Source organism: Cognatishimia maritima, from assembly GCF_900129685.1.
GTDB lineage: Bacteria > Pseudomonadota > Alphaproteobacteria > Rhodobacterales > Rhodobacteraceae > Cognatishimia > Cognatishimia maritima.
In genome coordinates, this window is sequence record NZ_FQWM01000002.1 from 292,500 (window position 1) to 311,504 (window position 19,005).

General features: G+C 56.9%; 20 protein-coding genes. 13 read left to right on the forward strand and 7 right to left on the reverse strand.

The window, feature by feature from the left end; all coding sequences use genetic code 11:
• Positions 1-1,128: an S-(hydroxymethyl)glutathione dehydrogenase/class III alcohol dehydrogenase gene (locus BUA39_RS06880; protein WP_072792715.1), complete on the forward strand. Its 1,128-nt coding sequence runs from the start codon at positions 1-3 to the stop codon at positions 1,126-1,128.
• A gap of 54 nt (positions 1,129-1,182) precedes the next feature.
• Here BUA39_RS06880 and BUA39_RS06885 read toward each other — a convergent pair whose 3' ends face one another.
• On the reverse strand, positions 1,183-1,803 hold the full coding sequence (locus BUA39_RS06885; RefSeq protein WP_072792194.1) for a TetR/AcrR family transcriptional regulator: 621 nt from the start codon (positions 1,801-1,803) through the stop codon (positions 1,183-1,185).
• A 124-nt stretch (positions 1,804-1,927) separates the two neighbouring features.
• On the opposite strand from BUA39_RS06885, the gene mbfA reads away from it, so the two are divergent.
• The 6 genes from mbfA (at position 1,928) to BUA39_RS06915 (ending at position 7,376) form a co-directional block, all read left to right on the forward strand.
• Positions 1,928-2,902: an iron exporter MbfA gene (gene mbfA, locus BUA39_RS06890; RefSeq protein WP_072792196.1), complete on the forward strand. Its 975-nt coding sequence runs from the start codon at positions 1,928-1,930 to the stop codon at positions 2,900-2,902.
• Positions 2,903-2,945: 43 nt separating this feature from the next.
• Positions 2,946-3,875, forward strand: a complete 930-nt coding sequence (locus tag BUA39_RS06895) for an AEC family transporter (protein ID WP_072792198.1) — start codon at positions 2,946-2,948, stop codon at positions 3,873-3,875.
• Positions 3,876-3,974: 99 nt separating this feature from the next.
• The gene (gene fghA, locus BUA39_RS06900) at positions 3,975-4,808 is read left to right on the forward strand and encodes an S-formylglutathione hydrolase (RefSeq protein ID WP_072792199.1); all 834 of its coding nucleotides are present in this window, start codon (positions 3,975-3,977) and stop codon (positions 4,806-4,808) included.
• A 3-nt stretch (positions 4,809-4,811) separates the two neighbouring features.
• Positions 4,812-6,290, forward strand: coding sequence for a Si-specific NAD(P)(+) transhydrogenase (gene sthA, locus BUA39_RS06905; RefSeq protein WP_072792201.1), 1,479 nt, complete (start codon positions 4,812-4,814; stop codon positions 6,288-6,290).
• The gene (locus BUA39_RS06910) at positions 6,287-6,739 is read left to right on the forward strand and encodes a YaiI/YqxD family protein (RefSeq protein WP_072792203.1); all 453 of its coding nucleotides are present in this window, start codon (positions 6,287-6,289) and stop codon (positions 6,737-6,739) included. The genes sthA and BUA39_RS06910 overlap by 4 nt, the downstream gene beginning before the upstream one ends.
• Before the next feature lie 16 nt (positions 6,740-6,755).
• Positions 6,756-7,376 (forward strand): HAD family hydrolase, encoded by a 621-nt coding sequence (locus tag BUA39_RS06915; RefSeq protein ID WP_072792205.1) that lies wholly within the window; start codon positions 6,756-6,758, stop codon positions 7,374-7,376.
• A gap of 2 nt (positions 7,377-7,378) precedes the next feature.
• Here BUA39_RS06915 and BUA39_RS06920 read toward each other — a convergent pair whose 3' ends face one another.
• A complete protein-coding gene (locus BUA39_RS06920; protein ID WP_072792207.1) occupies positions 7,379-8,620 on the reverse strand; it encodes an MFS transporter in 1,242 nt (413 codons plus the stop codon).
• A gap of 222 nt (positions 8,621-8,842) precedes the next feature.
• Here BUA39_RS06920 and zapE point away from each other — a divergent pair, with 222 nt between their 5' ends.
• A complete protein-coding gene (gene zapE, locus BUA39_RS06925; protein WP_072792209.1) occupies positions 8,843-9,916 on the forward strand; it encodes a cell division protein ZapE in 1,074 nt (357 codons plus the stop codon).
• A 258-nt stretch (positions 9,917-10,174) separates the two neighbouring features.
• Here the strand turns inward: zapE and BUA39_RS06930 are convergent, their stop codons facing one another.
• The 3 genes from BUA39_RS06930 to BUA39_RS06940 form a co-directional block, all read right to left on the reverse strand.
• On the reverse strand, positions 10,175-11,446 hold the full coding sequence (locus BUA39_RS06930) for a bifunctional folylpolyglutamate synthase/dihydrofolate synthase (RefSeq protein WP_072792211.1): 1,272 nt from the start codon (positions 11,444-11,446) through the stop codon (positions 10,175-10,177).
• A gap of 96 nt (positions 11,447-11,542) precedes the next feature.
• Positions 11,543-12,493, reverse strand: a complete 951-nt coding sequence (accD, locus tag BUA39_RS06935) for an acetyl-CoA carboxylase, carboxyltransferase subunit beta (RefSeq protein ID WP_072792214.1) — start codon at positions 12,491-12,493, stop codon at positions 11,543-11,545.
• A 61-nt stretch (positions 12,494-12,554) separates the two neighbouring features.
• Positions 12,555-13,436: a CPBP family intramembrane glutamic endopeptidase gene (locus tag BUA39_RS06940; protein ID WP_072792215.1), complete on the reverse strand. Its 882-nt coding sequence runs from the start codon at positions 13,434-13,436 to the stop codon at positions 12,555-12,557.
• A gap of 109 nt (positions 13,437-13,545) precedes the next feature.
• On the opposite strand from BUA39_RS06940, the gene BUA39_RS06945 reads away from it, so the two are divergent.
• From BUA39_RS06945 to BUA39_RS06960, 4 genes are all read left to right on the forward strand, one after another.
• Positions 13,546-14,130, forward strand: coding sequence for a hypothetical protein (locus BUA39_RS06945; RefSeq protein WP_072792217.1), 585 nt, complete (start codon positions 13,546-13,548; stop codon positions 14,128-14,130).
• A 145-nt stretch (positions 14,131-14,275) separates the two neighbouring features.
• Complete coding sequence (locus BUA39_RS06950; RefSeq protein WP_072792218.1) at positions 14,276-15,049, forward strand: DUF6478 family protein; 774 nt, start codon at positions 14,276-14,278, stop codon at positions 15,047-15,049.
• 9 nt (positions 15,050-15,058) lie between these two features.
• Positions 15,059-15,433 (forward strand): hypothetical protein, encoded by a 375-nt coding sequence (locus BUA39_RS06955; RefSeq protein ID WP_072792220.1) that lies wholly within the window; start codon positions 15,059-15,061, stop codon positions 15,431-15,433.
• A gap of 78 nt (positions 15,434-15,511) precedes the next feature.
• Positions 15,512-17,539, forward strand: coding sequence for an NADPH-dependent 2,4-dienoyl-CoA reductase (locus BUA39_RS06960; RefSeq protein WP_072792222.1), 2,028 nt, complete (start codon positions 15,512-15,514; stop codon positions 17,537-17,539).
• A 1-nt stretch (position 17,540) separates the two neighbouring features.
• On the opposite strand, the gene BUA39_RS06965 is transcribed toward BUA39_RS06960, so the two are convergent.
• Both BUA39_RS06965 and BUA39_RS06970 read right to left on the reverse strand, forming a co-directional pair.
• Positions 17,541-17,885, reverse strand: a complete 345-nt coding sequence (locus BUA39_RS06965) for an antibiotic biosynthesis monooxygenase family protein (RefSeq protein ID WP_072792224.1) — start codon at positions 17,883-17,885, stop codon at positions 17,541-17,543.
• A complete protein-coding gene (locus tag BUA39_RS06970) occupies positions 17,882-18,205 on the reverse strand; it encodes an NIPSNAP family protein (RefSeq protein ID WP_072792225.1) in 324 nt (107 codons plus the stop codon). The genes BUA39_RS06965 and BUA39_RS06970 overlap by 4 nt, the downstream gene beginning before the upstream one ends.
• Positions 18,206-18,274: 69 nt before the next feature.
• On the opposite strand from BUA39_RS06970, the gene BUA39_RS06975 reads away from it, so the two are divergent.
• A complete protein-coding gene (locus tag BUA39_RS06975; protein WP_072792227.1) occupies positions 18,275-18,955 on the forward strand; it encodes an ArsR/SmtB family transcription factor in 681 nt (226 codons plus the stop codon).
• Positions 18,956-19,005: the final 50 nt, after the last annotated feature.

Here is a 19,005-nt window from a genome sequence, read left to right on the forward strand (position 1 = left end):
ATGCGGACACGCGCGGCAGTCGCTTTAGAAGCGGGTAAGCCCCTTGAAGTTATGGAAGTGAACCTTGAAGGCCCAAAGGCTGGCGAGGTTCTGGTGGAAATCAAAGCAACCGGTCTGTGCCACACCGACGAATTCACCCGGTCTGGCGCCGACCCAGAGGGGTTGTTCCCTTGCATCCTCGGCCACGAGGGCGCCGGTGTTGTGGTTGAGGTTGGTGAAGGTGTGACCACGCTGAAACCCGGTGACCACGTTATTCCGCTTTACACGCCAGAGTGTCGCGAATGTCATGCTTGCCTGTCTGGCAAAACCAACCTTTGCACCGCCATTCGCGGCACGCAGGGACAAGGTCTGATGCCTGATGGCACAACCCGTTTTTCGATGCTCGATGGCACCCCGATTTACCACTACATGGGCTGTTCCACCTTTGCGAACCACACGGTTCTGCCGGAAATCGCGCTCGCCAAAGTCCGAGAAGACGCGCCGTTTGACAAGATTTGTTATATCGGTTGCGGGGTGACCACCGGGATCGGTGCCGTCATCAACACCGCTGGCGTCGAAATCGGGTCGACTGCTGCCGTGTTTGGCTTGGGCGGCATTGGCCTGAACGTTATCCAGGGCCTGCGCATGGCCGGCGCGGATATGATCATTGGCGTCGATCTAAACTCGGACAAAGCGGAAATGGCGAAGAAATTCGGCATGACGCATTTTGTGAACCCGAAAGACGTCGACAATGTCACCCAAGCGATCATTGAACTGACCAAGACCGAGAAAGACCAGTTCGGCGGTGTCGACTATTCCTTTGATGCAACCGGAAACGTCCAAGTCATGCGCGACGCGTTGGAATGCAGCCACCGGGGTTGGGGTGTTTCGGTGATCATCGGCGTGGCCCCTGCCGGGGCAGAGATTTCAACCCGTCCGTTCCAATTGGTCACAGGCCGCGTCTGGAAAGGCACAGCCTTTGGTGGCGCAAAGGGCCGCACCGATGTGCCGCAGTTTGTTGATTGGTACATGAACGGCAAGATCGAGATTGACCAGATGATCACCCATAAACTGACGCTGGATCAGATCAACGAAGGCTTCGACCTGATGCACGAAGGCAAGTCCATCCGGGCGGTCGTTGAATTCTGAGGCGCCAGACAACTGACACACCCAATGCCCCGCTTTTGGTGGGGCATTTTTGGTTCAGTGCGGCGCGTAGGTCTTTAGAAACATGTCGACGGTCGCGTCAGAGACTTCACGAATTTCCGCGTCAGTGAACTCAGTCCGCACCCCGAAACAAGCCAGATTGAAGTTGCGCGCCTTGCAGAGTTCAGAGAACTGATAGGCGGCCATTTCAATATCGGGGATCACAAGCTCACCCTTGGCAACGCTTTCCTCCAAATGTTCAACCAACTGCTGATGCCCATTCCCTGGTCCGGCCTCATAGTAAGCCTGCCCAAGCTCTGGAAAGCGATCACTTTCTGCAACGCAGATACGGAAAACCTTCTGTGCAAAGTCCGAAACCAAGAATTTCGCCAGCCCATAAGAGGCACGGGACAGCGCCTCCCGGATTGGCATAGAGTCGTCGAGTTGCGACACAATTTCTGTCGACATCCGCTGGCATTCCGCCTGCACAACCTCTTTGAACAGCTGCCGCTTGTCAGAGAAATAGCTGTAAAGCGTGGCTTTAGAGACACCCGCAGCCTTAGCGATGTCATCGACGCTCGCCCCCTCAAATCCATCACGCAAAAAGACTTCCCGCGCCCCGGAAAGAACCTGATCAACTTTGCGTCCTTTTCGGTAAACGGGAGTTTGCGTGTTCATGGCTGCCTTAATAATGTGTTCTTCGAATATAAACTGATCAGTTCAATTTTGCCAAGCAAAGCCTTAGATTGCATTGGCAGAGTTCGGCCAATAGATTAGAACGATTCTAAAGAAAAGGGACAACATGCGATTTCTAAGTCAACGGAAACACTTCCGCGACCTTAGCGAGCAAGAAGTTCTCGCATTGGCAATTTCCAACGAAGAAGATGACGCACGCATCTACCGGAGCTTTGCGGAAGCGGTGCGGCAGGATTACCCGGCGACAGCCCAGATTTTTGAGGGCATGGCCGCCGAAGAAGACAGCCACCGCCAGCAGTTGATCGACATGCATGTGGCGCGGTTTGGAAAAACGATTCCGCTTTTGCGACGCGAACATGTGGCCGGCGCCTATGCGCGGCGCCCTGTCTGGCTGACTCGCAATCTGGACGTGGTGCGGATGCGCGCGGAAGCCACTGATATGGAGCGCACGGCAGAACGTTTCTACCGTGCGGCTGCGGCACGCAGCACCGATGCCGCGACGCGGAAACTCTTGGGCGACCTAGCAGCTGCCGAAGCTGACCACCAAGACGCAGCCAATACTTTGGAAGAAACACACCTTTCGCCTGACCGGAAGGAAACAGAGGCTGAAACCGCAAAGCGGCAGTTCATCCTCACCTGGGTACAGCCGGGGTTGGCCGGGTTGATGGACGGTTCGGTGTCGACACTGGCACCCATTTTCGCAACAGCCTTTGCGACGCAAGACACATGGACGACGTTCCTTGTTGGCCTGGCCGCGTCGGTTGGGGCTGGTATTTCGATGGGATTCACCGAAGCCGCAAGCGATGATGGCGAGCTTTCTGGGCGCGGCTCACCGGTGAAACGCGGCATTGCCTCGGGCGTCATGACCACGGTCGGTGGCCTGGGCCACGCCCTGCCCTATTTGATCCCGGATTTTTGGACGGCAACGATCATCGCAATCATCGTCGTGTTCATCGAGCTTTGGGCCATTGCATGGATTCAGAACCGCTATATGGAAACACCGTTTTTCCGCGCTGCCTTTCAGGTCGTTCTGGGCGGCGCGCTGGTATTCGCAGCCGGTGTCTTGATCGGCAGCGGATAACGCGGCAATAGGCGATGTCAGCAATTACTGGTAACCTTGCAAAATGTTCGAAGTCTTCCTTCAGACGCTCCCATTCTTTGCGATCATCGGCCTAGGGTACTTTGCCGTGCGCAAAGGCGTGTTTGATGAAGCCGCTGCCGCCTATCTGACGAAGTTCGTCTTTTACTTTGCGCTTTCTGCGATGCTGTTTCGTTTTTCGGCGAACTTGCAACTGTCTGAAATCCTCGATTGGAACGTGATCATGGCCTATTTGGCCGGAACGTGCCTGATCTATGCGCTGGCGATGGGTGTGGCGTTGCTCCGCCGTCAAAGCTTTGAGATCACCGCGTTTGAGGCGCAATGTGCGGTGATCGGCAACACCGGTTTCCTTGGCATCCCCATGCTGACGCTTTTGATTGGACCGCAGGCGATCGGGACTTTGATGCTCGTCCTTGCCGTGGATCTGATCGTTTTTTCGTCGCTCATCGTGATCCTCGTCAATGTGGCGCGCTCTGGTCGATTGACGTTAATGGTGTTCCGCATTGTCGGGCTTGGTCTGCTTAAGAACCCAATGATTGTCGCCATGGGCCTTGGATTGACCTGGTCAAGCCTATCCGCGCCCATGCCAGCGGTCTTCAACGAATTCCTCGTCACCCTCGGGGCCGCCGCCACGCCGGGCGCGCTTTTTGCCATTGGGGCCTCACTTGCCAGCAAATCGGTCGAAAACCTTAGCGTTTCTGGGTGGATCACATTTTGCAAACTGGTTTTGCACCCGCTTGCGGTTGCCGGGTTTGCCTTGTTTGTTTTTGACATCGGTGCTTTTGAAGCCACGATTATTATCGCCGCTGCCGCGCTGCCTGTTGCGGGCAACGTCTATATCCTTGCCCAGCACTACCGCATCGCGCCGCAATTGGTGTCGGCCTCTATTCTGATCTCGACCGCCATCTCGATCCTGACGTTTTCGATGACTGTTGGATGGCTTGCGGCGCTTTAACTGTGCAGATTGACGCAAATCGTCCGTAAGCCGCCGTGCCTTAGCTTGCCCCTGCCCGTCTCTATGGGTTAGCCATGCCTCAAACAATGTGAGGTGACGATGGAACTCCTGTCGGAAAACAAATGCTTTGGCGGCCAGCAAGCGGTCTACAAACATGCATCAACTAGCTGCAGTTGCGACATGACTTTTGGGCTTTTCCTACCAGAAGAAAGCCGCGACGGCCCGGTGCCGGTTTTGTGGTTTCTGTCCGGCCTGACCTGCACCCATGAAAACGCCATGATCAAGGCCGGTGCGCAAGCATGGGCCGCAGAGCAGGGCATCGCACTTGTTTTCCCTGACACAAGCCCACGTGGCGCAGCCGTTGCCAATGACGACGCTTACGACCTTGGGCAAGGCGCTGGCTTTTATGTGAACGCCACACATGCGCCGTGGGCTGCACACTTTAAGATGTGGGACTACATCGCGACCGAACTGCCAGAGCTGCTGGCCGAAAACTTCCCACTTGATATGGAGCGGCAGGCCATCACCGGGCACTCTATGGGCGGCCACGGCGCGCTGACCTTGGCGATGTCCCTGCCCGGTCGCTTCAAATCGGTCTCGGCCTTTGCGCCAATCAGCAACCCGACCCAATCCGACTGGGGCCGCAAACAGTTCACCGCCTATCTGGGCGACGATGAAAGCAAATGGACGGCGCATGACGCGTCGCTTTTGATGCAGGAAAAGGGCTTTGACGGGCCGATCCTGATCGACACCGGCAGCGACGACCAGTTTTATGATCTGCTGAAACCCGAAGCCTTTGCAGAAGCTGTGGCCAAGCGTCGTCAGCCGGCCACGCTGCGGTTGCAGAGGGGCTATGACCATAGCTATTTCTTCGTTTCGACCTTTATGGAAGACCACATCACGTTCCACGCCGAAGCCCTTTACGCGGAGTAACCAATGTCCCACTTTGATCTCATCGTCATCGGCTCTGGCCCGGCTGGACGCGCCGCTGCCATCCAAGCTGGCAAATTGCAACGCCGCGTTCTGGTGATTGACCGCAAGGACAGGTTGGGCGGGGTTTCCGTGCACACTGGCACAATCCCATCCAAAACCCTGCGCGAAACAGTGCTAAACCTTTCGGGCTGGCGCGAGCGCAGTTTTTATGGCCGCTCCTACCGCGTGAAGGATGAGATCAAAGCCGACGACCTGAAAGCGCGCCTGCATATGACGCTCGACTATGAGGTCGATGTTTTGGAGCATCAATTCAATCGCAACCATGTGGACACATTGAACGGCGTCGCGAAATTTATCGGTCCGAAGGAGATCGAGGTCGCGACCGAGGCTGGGGAAACCACAACACTGACCGCAGACAATTTCCTGATCGCAACCGGGACCAAAACCTATCGCCCGGATACGGTGCCATTTAACGGGGTCAATATTCTCGACAGTGATGAATTCCTCGACATGGCCAAAATTCCGCGCTCTCTGGTGGTGGTTGGTGCCGGGGTTATCGGCGTGGAATACGCCACGATGTTTTCGGCACTGGACGTGCGGGTTACGCTAATCGAACCGCGTGACAGTTTCCTCGATTTCATCGACAAGACTTTGATCCAAGATTTCACCCATCAGATCCGGGAAAACGGCGTTGACCTGCGACTTGGCTCTGCGATTGAAAAGATCGAAGAACACGGCGACATGGTTGAGGTCAGTCTTGAAAATGGCCGCCATGTCCGTGCAGAGATGCTGCTGTTTGCGGCGGGGCGCATGGGCGCAACTTCGAAACTGAACCTTGACGCGATTGGGCTGGAAACGGATCACCGTGGCCGTATCTCGGTCGATCGCAAAAGCTACCAGACGGCCATCCCGCATATCTACGCCGCTGGCGATGTGATCGGGCACCCGAGCCTTGCGTCGACGTCGATGCAACAAGGCCGCGTCGCAGCCTGTCACGCGCTAGAGACTCCCACCTTGGCCGAAAGCCCGTGGTTCCCCTATGGCATCTATTCGGTCCCTGAAATCTCGACCTGCGGCATGTCCGAAGAAGAACTACAGGAACGCGGGATCGCCTATGAGGTTGGCGTCGCACGCTTCCGCGAAACTTCGCGCGGACACATCATGGGGCTTGAACATGGCATGTTGAAAATGCTCCTCTCGTTGAAAACGCGCCGCCTTTTGGGCGTGCAGATCGTCGGCGAAGGAGCGACAGAGCTGATCCACATCGGCCAGGCGGTGATGAACCTGAAAGGCACCGTAGATTACTTTGTCCAAAACACCTTTAACTACCCAACCCTTGCAGAGGCTTACCGGGTGGCAGGTCTGGATGCCTTTAACCGGATGCCCATCCCCGAAGAATTCAAAGTGCGGCGCAAAGAGCGGATGGAAGAAAAGAAAGCCACCCAAGCGCGCCTGAAAGCCGAAGCGGACGCCAAATCGTGACTTCGATCTACGTGGATGCCGATGCCTGCCCGGTGAAAGCCGAAGTCGAACGCGTCGCGACACGCCACAAGGTCAAGGTTTATGTGGTCAGCAATGGCGGCTTGCGCCCTTCGATGAACCCGCTGATTGAAAACATCATCGTGCCCGAAGGCCCAGACGTTGCCGATATGTGGATTGCCGACCGGGCAAAAACCGGTGACGTAGTCATCACCGGCGATATCCCTTTGGCCGCGAAGTGCGTTGAAGCGGGTGCCAAGGTTCTCAAACACAATGGCGAGGCGCTGAACGACCGCAATATCGGTCAAGCGCTTGCTGTGCGCGACTTGATGAGCGACCTGCGGTCTGCTGATCCTTTCCGGCAAGGCGGCGGCAAAGCGTTTTCCAAAGCCGACCGCAGCCGGTTTCTTGACGCGCTGGAGCGTGACCTGCGCGCGGCCAAATCCCTTTGAAATCAGGAATTGATCTATGCCCATTGAAGCGGTGATTTTTGACGTCGGCAATGTTCTAATCGAGTGGCAACCGGAACGTGCTTATGACCGCCTGATCGGCGAGGCCCGGCGCAAAGAGATGTTTGCCGAGCTCGACATGCACGACATGAACAATGACATCGACCTTGGTGCACCCTTCAAAGAGCGTATTTATCAGTTTGCCGAAGAAAACCCGAAATGGCGTGATGAAATCCGCATGTGGCATGACAATTGGTTCGACCTTGCCAGCCCGGCGATTGATCATTCATGGCGTCTGCTGCGCGCCCTGCGCGCCAAGGGCATACCGGTCTTTGCACTGTCCAACTTTGGCGTCGACAACTGGCCACCGGCGGTCAAGGTCTACCCTGTTCTGGGAGAGTTTGACCGTGAATATGTTTCGGGCCGCATGGGGCATGTGAAGCCCTTCAACCGAATCTATGAGATGGTCGAGGAAGACTGCCAGATCGAACCGGACCGGTTGCTGTTCACCGACGACCGGGATGAGAACCTTGTGACCGCCCGCGCGCGCGGGTGGAAAACGCATCTGTTCGAAGGCCCGCAAGGCTGGGCCGACCGGCTTGTCTCAGAAGGGCTTTTGACCCGCGAAGAAGCTGCCTGATCTTAGGCTGCGAGCGCCGCAGGTGGTGGCCGGTTTTCGCGAATGGGAAGATGCACAATGGCGCTGAAGGCCCCGACGCCGACACCGATCCACCAGACCGCGTCATAGCTGCCGTAGGCGTCATACATCCGCCCGCCAAGCCAAACACCCAAGAAGCTGCCCAACTGGTGGCTGAAGAACACGATGCCATAAAGCGTCCCCATGTAGCGCAGCCCATAAAGATGCGCGACCAATCCAGATGTCAGCGGCACCGTCGCCAGCCACAATGACCCCATCACGATGGAGAATAAGATCACTGTGGTCGGGGTCATCGGCAGCAAAATGAAGGCTGCCGCCGCAATCGTGCGGCCCGTGTAAATCCCGGCCAGCAGATACTTTTTAGAGTAGCGTTTACCCAGATAGCCCGCATAAAGCGTCCCGGCGATATTCGCAGCGCCAATCAGCGCGATGGCCCAAGCGCCAAGCTGCGAGGTTGTACTGATCCCGACGGAGGCCAAGACGCCACTGGGGTCAATCGCGGCGCAAACCTCGGTGACGAAGGCTGGGAAGTGTGCAGTCACAAAGGCCAATTGATAGCCGCAGCTAAAGAACCCGAGGAAGATCAGCGTATAAGACGGGTCTTTGAAGGCGCGCAGCAGGATGGTGCCCATGCTTTCTTCCAACTCGGTTTTCGAGACTGCAGGCGCGCGCATCATTGGCAGCGTGAACAGGACAGCCAAAATGGCCACCGCAAAGATCAGGAAAGTGCTTTGCCAACTCATGATGCTCAGCATCCACTCGGCAACGGGTGCGCCAAACACCTGACCCGCGCTACCAGCGGCTGTCGCAATCGCGAGAGACATGGAGCGGTTTTCATCCGTACTGGCGCGCCCAACCACGGCCAAAATCACGCCAAAACCTGTGCCCGCCACACCAAAACCAACAAGAACCTCATAGAGTTGATGTGCTCCGGGTGTGACTGCAAATGACGACAGCACCAGCCCAACGGCATAGGTCAACGCGCCAAGAATGATCGCTTTACGATCCCCAATCCGTTCTGCAAGTGCGCCGAAAATCGGCTGCCCGATCCCCCAGGCAAGGTTCTGTATTGCGATCGCCAGCGAAAAGTCACTGCGCAGCCAGCCGAACTCTTCGGCGATGGGAATTTGGAACACACCGAAACTGGCGCGGATCGAGAAAGAAATCAGGATAATGATGCACCCCGCAATCAATACGGGCGTCATCAAAGGGGCGCGATCAGTCATGGTGAAACTCCTGCAGCAGCACGTGCATGATGGCCGCAGCAATGTGCCTTGGTCAAATCAGGATTTGTGAGGCAAAATCGCCATTTCCTGATGCTTTTGACCAGACTCCAATGTTGTCGATACGCGCTGAACGGATTGCTGAACTCGTCCGCACTGCAACACGACGGAACGTCTTGAAAAACACATCTTTTCTCAGCCGCAGCCAAAAGCTATGCACCCAGCATGACTTCTGTGCATGACATCTACGAAGCGCGTATTGCGGCGGGTGAGCTTGAACGTGATCCGGCGCAAGCTGCTGTTTTGGACGAATTCGAACGCATTCGCTCTGAACTGGCGCAACCACAGCAGCCTCAAAAGAAGGGCTGGTTCCGCAAAGCCAAGCCAGAGGCCGTCAAGGGTCTCTATCTTTGGGGCGGCGTTGGACGCGGCAAATCCATGTTGATGGATATGTTTGTGGAAACGCTTGAGGTGCCTGCGCGGCGCGTTCACTTTCATGCCTTCATGCAGGAAATTCACGCGGGCATGCACAAGGCGCGGCAAGACGGCGTCGACGATGCCCTCGCGCCTGTTGCCGCGAAGGTTGTCGAAGAGGTCAAGCTGTTGGCCTTTGATGAAATGCAGATCACAGACATCACAGATGCGATGATTGTTGGGCGGCTGTTTCAGTTTCTATTCGAGGCTGGCGTGACTGTCGTAACCACGTCCAACCGCATCCCGGATGACCTATACAAAGAGGGTCTGAACCGTCAGCTTTTCTTGCCCTTCATCGACATCCTCAAAGACAAGATGGTCGTTTGGGAGATGGTCTCTCCAACCGATTATCGCCAAAACCGCCTAACCGGAGAGCAGGTCTATTTCGTGCGCGGATCAGGCGGCGCGCGCAAACGGCTGCTGGCGCTTTGGAAGGATTTGGCGGGCACCGGTGCCCCGCCTCTGATCCTGACGGTCAATGGGCGTGAGGTCGAAATTCCGATGTTCCGCAATGGTGTCGGCAAAGCCAAATTCTATGATCTTTGTGGCAAGATGCTGGGACCAGCGGATTACCTCGCCATAGCAGAGGCCGTGCGGGTCTTGGTGATCGAAGATATCCCGCGCCTCAGCCGTCACAACTTTAATGAAGCAAAGCGGTTCGTGACGCTGATTGATGCGCTTTATGAGGCCAAAGTGCGCCTGATCTGCACAGCAGCTGCCGAACCAGAGATGCTTTACGTCGAAGGCACCGGCACCTTTGAGTTTGAACGCACCGCCAGCCGGTTGCGTGAGATGCAGGATGCCGATTGGGGTAAGAAGACCTAGCGCGAATCGCTGTTCTTAAATTGAAACAGGGGACGCCAAATGGCATCCCCTGATCTCGATAGACTTGCCTGTATTCAGGATTAGAAGCGCTGCTCGGCCACCTCTATCCCACTGCCTTTATTGAAAAAAGTCCTGCTATTGGGACTATACGCGCTGCGAATCGAATCGGTCAAGTGGCTGCGATTCGCTTTTTTCGAATCGGGGGAGGAATGATTCGCAGAACTGAGTCGTTTCAATCACTTAGCGGGTCAAAAAAATTCACCCGTTCTCTCGCAAGACGCCGCCTGCCAGGTAAAGCGACCCGCAGATCAGGATGCGGCAATCAGGCGATCCGGCGACAATCTCTTGTACGGCGTCTGCAACGCTCTCTGCGATTTGCGCCTTCATGCCGCTTTGCTGCGCGGCCAAGGCAGTCGCTTCAGCCGGCAGTGTGTTGGTTTCGCCCGGTATCGAGACTGCCGTCAGGCTTTTTACATGTGGTGCCAGCGGACTCAGATAGCCGCCAACATCCTTGGTGTTCAGCATTCCGCATATCAAATAGGTGTCGCGTTTTGGAAGGGTTGCCAATAGGTCTGCGATGGCGATACCAGCCGCCGCGTTGTGCCCGCCGTCGAGCCACAGTTCCGCCGTTCCAGCGATGTCCACCAATGGCCCCGTCTTCAACCGCTGCATGCGTGCAGGCCATTCTGCATTTGTCATAGCGGCTTCGCAGGCGGCGTCATCGGCCCCCAAATGACGCAGCACTGCCAGAGCAGCGCCCGCGTTCATCACTTGATGCGTGCCCAGCAGGGCCGGCATCGGTAGGTCCAAAAGGCCGCGATCATCTTGATAGACCAATCGGCCGCGCTCAGTGGTCACATGCCAATGCTGGCCATAAACCAACAGCGGGGCACCCAACCGCATGGCGGTTGCTTCGATCACCTCAAGCGCTTCATCTTCTTGTGGCCCCACAACGCAAGGCACACCGCGTTTGATGATGCCCGCCTTTTCGGCGGCGATTTTGGCCAGCGTGTTTCCGAGAAATTGTTCGTGATCAATCGACACCGGCGTAATCACCGTGACCTCTGGATCGATCACATTGGTTGCATCCAGCCGCCCGCCAAGGCCGACCTCAAGCAACGTGTAATCTGCGGGCTGACGCGCGAAGGCCAGCAATGCGGCGCAGGTCGTAATCTCAAAATAGGTGATGTCGATGCCGCCGTTCTTGGCGTAACACTCATCCAAAACCTCGGTCAGATAGGTCTCAGAAATCAGCTCACCTGCCAAACGAATGCGCTCGTGAAACCGTGCCAAATGCGGAGAGGTATAGGCGTGGACAGATTTGCCCATCCCCTCTAGCCCCGCGCGGATCATGGCTTGGGTCGATCCCTTGCCATTGGTGCCCGCGATATGGATGACCGGCGGCAGGTTTTCTTGCGGATTGTCCAATGCTTTAAGCAACCGCCACACGCGATCAAGCGTCAGGTCGATGACTTTTGGGTGCAGGGCCATCATGCGGTCTAGGATGGCATCAGAGGTTTTGGCGGTCATGGCAAATCTCGATTCAGCGGTTGGTGAAATCGCTATATAAAAAACGCGCCCGGCTCAATGCGGGGCGCGTCAGAATTTCAACGAAATGCGGAAGGCTTAGTCAGCTTTATTCGCCTTGGGTGCGTCTTCCTTTGCCGCAGGCGCAGTTTCGGCAGCCGGTACCGGTGCCGGGGCAGGCAAGTCGCCCTTAACGGCAGGGGGCAGCCCCAGCAGCATCCGTACAATCGTGATCAACTCATCTCGCATCTCTGTGCGTTTGGTCACACGGTCCAGCATGCCGTGATCCAGCAGATATTCCGCACGCTGGAAGCCTTCGGGTAGTTTCTCGCGGATAGTCTGTTCAATCACGCGTGCGCCAGCAAAGCCGATCAGCGCGTTTGGTTCTGCGATCTGCACATCACCCAGCATCGCATAGGACGCCGTCACACCGCCGGTTGTCGGGTGTGTCAGGACAACAATGTATGGCAGCCCCGCTTCTTTCAGCATCTGAACGGCGATGGTTGTACGAGGCATCTGCATCAAGCCAAGAATGCCTTCCTGCATCCTCGCACCACCTGCGGCGGAGAACAGGATCAGCGGACGCTTCATTTCAACGGCGCGTTCTGCTGCGGCCACGATGGCGTTACCCACATACATGGACATCGAACCGCCCATGAAAGAAAAGTCCTGCGCACAGGCAACGATAGGCGTGCGGCCGATCTCACCTTCGGCGACCAGCATCGCTTCTTTTTCACCGGTCTTTTTCTGCGCGGCTTTCAGGCGTTCAGGGTATTTCTTTTGGTCTTTGAAGTGCAGCGGATCAGCAATCGGTGCAGGGACGTCGATTTCGGTGAAGATCCCACCGTCAAACAGCGCTTCAAACCGCGCACGGGGCGAAATGCCCATGTGGTGATCGCACTGCGTGCACACATTCAGGTTTTCGCTGAGTTCCCGGTGGAACAGCATCGTGCCGCACTCATCACATTTCGACCACAGGTTTTCGGGCACTTCGCGGCGCGAGAAAATTGAATTGATCCGTGGGCGGACGTAGTTGGTGATCCAGTTCATGCACAAAACCCCTGAAGTCGTACAGCAGCACTGAGATAGTCCGCAATTCAGGGAATTGCAATCAACGCCTGATCGCAATCCGCGCGGTAAGCCAGAAACACAAGAGAACGGGGCCTTCGATCAGCAATGTCGCCCGCACAAGGTCGGTATCCTGCGGCCCATAAGGCATATTCAACAGGGCCAAGCCGTCCCAATGATCGCGCAGGGCGACGATCATTATGGCCAGAACGTTGTTCACAAAGTGAAGTGCGATGGCGGGACCCAAGTTTCCGCTGCGCGCAGTGATATCCGCGGCAACGCAGCCAAATGCCACGGCCCACAGCGCAATCAGCATTGCGTTTTCGCCATAGGCTTCTGGGCTGTAGTGAAGAAGCCCAAAGATCACGCTCGGCACAACAATCCACACCCAAGGCTGCGCAAATCGCGCGGCAAGCTGGCTTTGGAAATAGCCCCGAAAGATCACTTCCTCTGTGCTAACCTGAATAAAGATCGCCAAGAGTGCGGGAAGGACCCAAGGCAGCCACTCTGCAAACCGCATATGCGTGCCGGGGCTTTGCTCGGGCGTCGAGGGAAGCACAAGGAGCACCGCAGAGAGCACGATCAAGAGGCGAAAAACGCGGAAAAAGTCAGAGACTGTGGCTCCGAGAGGCCCCACCAAGCTTAGGAACGCCCGCCGGTGGAGCAGCCTAACGACCACCCACAATGAAGCGGCGGCCATCACGAAGGAAAAGAGCATGATCAGCATCGCACGCGGCGAATTGCCGACCATCAACTCATATTGCAGCCGCTCCCAGTCGGCAGACGATTGCAGTACCCCGACCAAGCTGAAATTCAATGCGATCACCGAGATCAGCAATAGGATCAGCCCAGCCACAAGCCGAAACAGCCCCGCGCTGGCTTTGGCAGGGGCAACAAGCGTTTGATGCGGCTCATAAGCGGTCATGTGTCATGCCTAGCGAGTAATTTCTCATGCGTATAGCCCCGGTTGCTGCGAACTTGCCGAACTGCGGAAGCTCCGATAAGCATGCTCTACTGTGAAAGAGGTTACAGGAATGCGGGCACTACGATTGCCGAAAACAACGTTGCTTGTTGCCTGTCTGATGGCGGCAGGTTGCATTGCCCCCGAGACAGATCAAGCCCAACCCTCCGCGTGGGTGAAAACCCATCGTTTGGCGGGTGGCGACATCATCGTTCGCGCACCAAAGGACTACTGCGTCGCGCGCAGCGCCAAGCCGACCTCTGACTTTGTCTTGCTTGCCCGCTGTGATGCTTTGACAGCGCAGGGCAATGTTTCTCCGCGATCAAGCGGCGTCCTGACCGTGAGCACAAGCGCCCCGATGCGCAATTCAGAGACCTCGCTGGACCTAGCGGCAGCGCTTGGTGATGACAGTGTTGCATCGAAGAAGGTACCGGACCTAACGCTCCGCAAGATGAATGCCCGCCCGGGCGGCCCTCTGCCCGGCGCAGCCGCAGAACATTGGCGCGGATTGCTGCGCTTCCAGAACCGCGTGATTAGCTTTGCCGCCTATGGGCCGGAAGGCAGCACTGTATTGGGTCAGTCTGGCTTGCGCCTGTTGGAAAGCTTGGCGCTTGAGACCGTGAAGGCAAGTGAAGCCACAAATCAGGCCGCAAACTAAGCGGCGCTTGACAACACAGCACCCCAAACTCGCGGGGCTGACGATTTAGACGTTTGTTTCAATTAAACCAATCCGCTACACAATAGGGAAACAGGTGGCGAATTGTCTTTGGTCGCACACCAAAGCTTGGGTAAGTCAGGGCAGCATGGGCACGCGATCAGCAAAACTTTGGCAACGGATTATGCAACGCGGTGTCCGCCGGTTTTGGGCGCAGGCCGCGCGTGAGGCGCATGAAACTGCCCTCCCCGTTCTGCGCCGTCGCCGCTTGGTTGCACGGCAGCTGCGCAATCAGCTGGACACGCTGATTTCTATAGCTGACGGGCGTCTGGCACTGCCGATCATCGGGTCAAACACCTTTCCCAAACCGCACGGAACGGACTGGGCGTGGCGGCCAACGGTCTGGCGCGAAAGCCTGCCAACCAAGGGCAAAGTCGCCGTGCAATCCAAAGAAGGCCTAGGCGACGAAGTCACGCTGTTTCACGACTGCACAGTCTCTGAACTGACACTCCGGCAGTTGCGCAACACCCGCGCGAAAGACCTTGCGCCTTTCGGTTTGCGAATGGACGTCTTCCGGTTTGACGGCTCGTTCCTGTCGCTGGTCATCGACTTTCCGCCAGAGGCGCTTGCTGGCTTGAACCGTCATTATCTGATCCGCATGGACACAATTGTCGAAATGGAGAAGCCGCTCGAAATCTTTGCGCGGTTCAATATCAAACACGGCCCGAACACGGAACAGATTGTGCGCGAACTGCCGCTGCATGAAGAAGACATCATGGTCGAATTCGACCTCGCCTATTCAAAGCTGAATGAAAAACGGATCGAACGGGCCTGGGTGGATTTGATTTTCGAAGGCCCGGAAATGAATCAGGTTATCCTACGAGATGTGACCTTCAGCCGTCGCCTGCGGGCAGAGATGTAAGGACCTATTATGAGCCGATATAGCATCAGCAAAACGCGCCTGTTTGAAGGCATCTGGGATGGGGTTGTCACCGCTGACGAAGCTTCCGACGACCAACCTCATCTGGAGGCGACCCACCTTGAAAAACCGCTTGAAGGCATGAAGCTTGTGGAGCTTGGCGAAGACCAATGGTCCCTGCGCCTGCCAATTCCCTCTGACATTTTAAGCGACGGCGTTCAGACGATCCTTATTCGCGATGTCCTTGCGCAGGAAACGCTTGAAGTCATCACGATCATGTCGGGCGAAGCCATTGCCGAAGACATCCGCGCGGAAATGGACCTAATGCGCGCGGAACTTGATATGCTGAAACGCGCCTTCAGGCGGCATTGTCTGGAAACCATGTAAGCGGTCGTTTACGCGACGTTGGCCGTGACATGCCTGCACGAGGGCGGCAGAGTTCCGCCTCGTTGACCGGAGACAGACATGACGCGCTACCCGCATCTTTTTGAACCGCTGGACCTTGGTTTTACCACGCTGAAAAACCGCGTGCTGATGGGCTCGATGCACACGGGGCTGGAAGAGACCAAGGATTGGAACCGGGTCGCTGAATTCTATGCAGAGCGCGCCCGGGGCGGCGTTGCCCTGATGGTGACAGGCGGCATGGCCCCCAATCGCGAAGGCGGTGTGTTTCCAGGCGCGGCAGGTCTGTTTTCTGACGAAGATGTCAAAAACCACCGGACGGTCACCAGCCGCGTGCACGAAAACGGCGGCAAGATCGCCATGCAAATCCTGCACGCGGGGCGCTATGCCTATGGTCCCGACTGCGTCAGTGCTTCTGCCATCAAATCTCCGATCTCGCCTTTCCCGCCCAAAGAACTCGATGAAGACGGGATTGAAAAACAGATCCAAGATTTCGTGACCGCTGCGGAACGCGCGCAGGAGGCGGGCTATGACGGGGTCGAGATCATGGGGTCCGAAGGGTATTTTCTGAACCAATTCCTTGTGACCCACACCAACAAACGCACGGATCGCTGGGGTGGGAGCTATGAAAACCGCATGCGCCTGCCGGTCGAGGTCGTGCGCCGCTGCCGGGAGGCTGTCGGCCCGGACTTCATAATCATCTATCGCCTTAGCATGATCGATTTGATCCCCAATGGGTCGACCCATGAGGAAGTTGTGCAACTGGCGCAGCGGATCGAAGCCGCCGGGGCATCCATCCTGAATACCGGCATCGGTTGGCACGAGGCGCGCATTCCGACCATCGCTACCAGCGTACCCCGCCGCGCTTTTAGCTGGGTGACCCAAAACCTGATGGGACAGGTGTCGATCCCCGTGATCACCAGCAACCGGATCAACACACCCGAAGTTGCGGAAGCGGTTTTGGCCGAAGGCTGCGCCGATATGGTCTCGATGGCGCGCCCCTTCCTTGCGGACAGCCAATTCGTTGTGAAAGCGCAAGCTGGCCGCGCGGACAGCATCGCGCCTTGCATTGCCTGCAACCAAGCCTGTTTGGACCACACGTTTGCGGGCAAGCTTTCAAGCTGCCTCGTGAACCCGCGCGCCTGCCATGAAACGGAATTGATGATCGCGCCCGCGACTACTCCGAAATCCATAGCAGTGGTGGGGGCTGGACCGGCTGGCCTGTCCGCAGCCCTGACTGCGGCTGAACGCGGTCACCGTGTCACCCTCTTTGATCGCGCCGCGCAGATTGGCGGGCAGTTGAACATGGCCAAAACCATCCCCGGCAAAGAAGAATTCAAAGGGCTGGTGGCTTGGTATGAAACCATGTTGAAGGAAATGGGTGTCACGACCCGCATGTCCCATGAGGTGACGGCGGCTGACCTTGCGGATTTTGATGAGGTCATATTGGCAACCGGCGTCACCCCGCGCGCGCCAGAGATCCCCGGTTTGGATCATCCCAAGGTTCTAAGCTATGTCGATGTGCTGCGACATGGTCATCCTGTCGGCAGCCGCGTTGCCATTATCGGCGCTGGCGGCATTGGCTTTGACGTCGCCGAATTCTTGGCTGAGGAAGGCCAAAGCCCGACCATGTCTCTACCGGACTGGATGAAAGAATGGGGCGTTACTGATCCAGCAGTCGCACGCGGCGGCATCGCGCAGGAAGGCCCGCAACCGACGCCGCCCGCGCGGGACATTGTGCTGCTGCAACGCAAGGCACAGGCTTTGGGCAAAGGATTGGGCAAAACCACCGGCTGGATTCACAGAATGTCCCTGCGTCACAAGAACGTGCGGATGATTGGTGGCGTAAACTATGAAAAAATCGACGACGCCGGTCTGCACATCTCCTTTGGTGCGGCGCGAGAGCAGAGTGAGATTCTTAACGTCGATCACATCGTGATCTGCGCGGGACAGGAGCCTGATCGCAGCCTATGCGACGACCTTGAAGCGCAAGGAATACCCTTTCACCTGATCGGCGGGGCGGACGTCGCGGCAGAACTCGATGCGAAACGGGCGATTGATCAAGGTGTTCGGCTTGCGGCTTCGCTATAGATCAATCGTGGTGTGAGCGGCTGTCCGACGGCGCCTCCGCGCGCTCCGTCATACCGTAGTCGCGCAGGACCTCGGCAACGCGCAACCTGTAGTCCGAGAAGATACCGCCCCGCCCGCGCGCCTGCGCGACGTGGTGTTCGGCAATGGCGCGCCACGCGGCAACGGCTGCCTCATCACGGAAGAAGGACAAAGACAATAGTTTCCCCTCTGTCGTGAGGCTTCCGAACCGTTCCACAGAAATGAAACCGTCAATCTCTTCCAAGATGGGTTTCAACTCCGCCGCCAGATCAAGGTAGGCCTCCCGCTGTCCTGCGGCGATTTCAACTTCGAATATAACTGCAATCATCTGGCGTCTCCATGCGGGTGCGAGGCCAGTTTCAGGAAGGTGCGGTCCTCTCGCAAGATAAACTTTTCGGATTGGGCAAACTGGTAGTTTTCCTGCCCCAATGGGTCAGCAGCAAGCCGCGCGCGGTAGGCTTCGTAGTCGGCAAGGCTGGCGACATTGTAAATGCCATAGGCCAAAGTGGTGCTCCCTTCGTGCGGGGCATAGTACCCGATCAGATCAGCGCCATTGCGCGGAATGGCTTGCCCCCAGTTGCGGGCGTATTGTTCGAACTGGGCTTTCTTCGTCGGGTCGATTTGATAGCGAATGATGCATGTCAGCATGGTGGTCTCCTAGATTTCACCTGACTCTATCCTGTTGCGTTGCGTAGATGCTTCGCCCATGATCGAAGTATGAAAGAAGGTCCTGACTTCACTCGCGTTGCAGCCCTGATCGGCGATCCGGCGCGCGCAAATATTCTGACCGCCTTGATGAGCGGTAAGGCATTGACCGCCAGCGAACTTGCCGCAGAGGCCGGTGTCAGCGCGCAAACAGCATCGGCCCACCTTGCGAAGCTGCGCGATGGGACCCTTGTTGCGGAACGCAAACAAGGACGGCACAAGTATTTTCGACTGGCCTCGGATGAGGTTGCTCAGGTGCTTGAGGCGCTCATGGGTTTGGCTGCCGGTTCCGGCCATCTGCGCACCCGCACCGGTCCCAAGGATCAAGCCATGCGCGAAGCGCGGGCATGTTACAACCATCTGGCGGGCGATATGGGCGTACATATGTTCAGATCAATGCGCCAGAATGGCCACCTGATTGGCCCGGAGGATGCGCTCCGCCTTTCAGAGACCGGGTCTGAATTCGTGAAAAGCTTGGGCATCGACTTGGAAAACCTACCCAGAAGCAAAGCGCCCCTGTGCCGCGCCTGCCTAGACTGGAGCGCACGAGACACGCATTTGGCAGGGCAGCTGGGCCGCGCCCTGTTGAATCAAATTTTATCGCTCGGTTGGGCGGTTAAGAACGCGGACAGCCGTGTCGTTATCTTCAGCAAAACCGGAAAAAGCGCCTTTTTTGAAACATTTAGGCCCTGAAATCACGCGAAATACCGGCACAAATTACGCGTGTTATGTTGTTTCCATGT

Coding starts and splice junctions, on each gene's coding strand:
- BUA39_RS06880 (WP_072792715.1), top strand. CDS start 1: ATGCGGACACGCGCGGCAGTCGCTTTAGAAGCGGGTAAGCCCCTTGAA.
- zapE (WP_072792209.1), top strand. CDS start 8,843: ATGACTTCTGTGCATGACATCTACGAAGCGCGTATTGCGGCGGGTGAG.
- accD (WP_072792214.1), bottom strand. CDS start 12,493: ATGAACTGGATCACCAACTACGTCCGCCCACGGATCAATTCAATTTTC.
- BUA39_RS06945 (WP_072792217.1), top strand. CDS start 13,546: ATGCGGGCACTACGATTGCCGAAAACAACGTTGCTTGTTGCCTGTCTG.
- BUA39_RS06975 (WP_072792227.1), top strand. CDS start 18,275: ATGAAAGAAGGTCCTGACTTCACTCGCGTTGCAGCCCTGATCGGCGAT.
- BUA39_RS06955 (WP_072792220.1), top strand. CDS start 15,059: ATGAGCCGATATAGCATCAGCAAAACGCGCCTGTTTGAAGGCATCTGG.
- sthA (WP_072792201.1), top strand. CDS start 4,812: ATGTCCCACTTTGATCTCATCGTCATCGGCTCTGGCCCGGCTGGACGC.
- BUA39_RS06940 (WP_072792215.1), bottom strand. CDS start 13,436: ATGACCGCTTATGAGCCGCATCAAACGCTTGTTGCCCCTGCCAAAGCC.
- BUA39_RS06920 (WP_072792207.1), bottom strand. CDS start 8,620: ATGACTGATCGCGCCCCTTTGATGACGCCCGTATTGATTGCGGGGTGC.
- mbfA (WP_072792196.1), top strand. CDS start 1,928: ATGCGATTTCTAAGTCAACGGAAACACTTCCGCGACCTTAGCGAGCAA.
- BUA39_RS06965 (WP_072792224.1), bottom strand. CDS start 17,885: ATGATTGCAGTTATATTCGAAGTTGAAATCGCCGCAGGACAGCGGGAG.
- BUA39_RS06895 (WP_072792198.1), top strand. CDS start 2,946: ATGTTCGAAGTCTTCCTTCAGACGCTCCCATTCTTTGCGATCATCGGC.
- fghA (WP_072792199.1), top strand. CDS start 3,975: ATGGAACTCCTGTCGGAAAACAAATGCTTTGGCGGCCAGCAAGCGGTC.
- BUA39_RS06960 (WP_072792222.1), top strand. CDS start 15,512: ATGACGCGCTACCCGCATCTTTTTGAACCGCTGGACCTTGGTTTTACC.
- BUA39_RS06970 (WP_072792225.1), bottom strand. CDS start 18,205: ATGCTGACATGCATCATTCGCTATCAAATCGACCCGACGAAGAAAGCC.
- BUA39_RS06915 (WP_072792205.1), top strand. CDS start 6,756: ATGCCCATTGAAGCGGTGATTTTTGACGTCGGCAATGTTCTAATCGAG.
- BUA39_RS06885 (WP_072792194.1), bottom strand. CDS start 1,803: ATGAACACGCAAACTCCCGTTTACCGAAAAGGACGCAAAGTTGATCAG.
- BUA39_RS06950 (WP_072792218.1), top strand. CDS start 14,276: ATGGGCACGCGATCAGCAAAACTTTGGCAACGGATTATGCAACGCGGT.
- BUA39_RS06930 (WP_072792211.1), bottom strand. CDS start 11,446: ATGACCGCCAAAACCTCTGATGCCATCCTAGACCGCATGATGGCCCTG.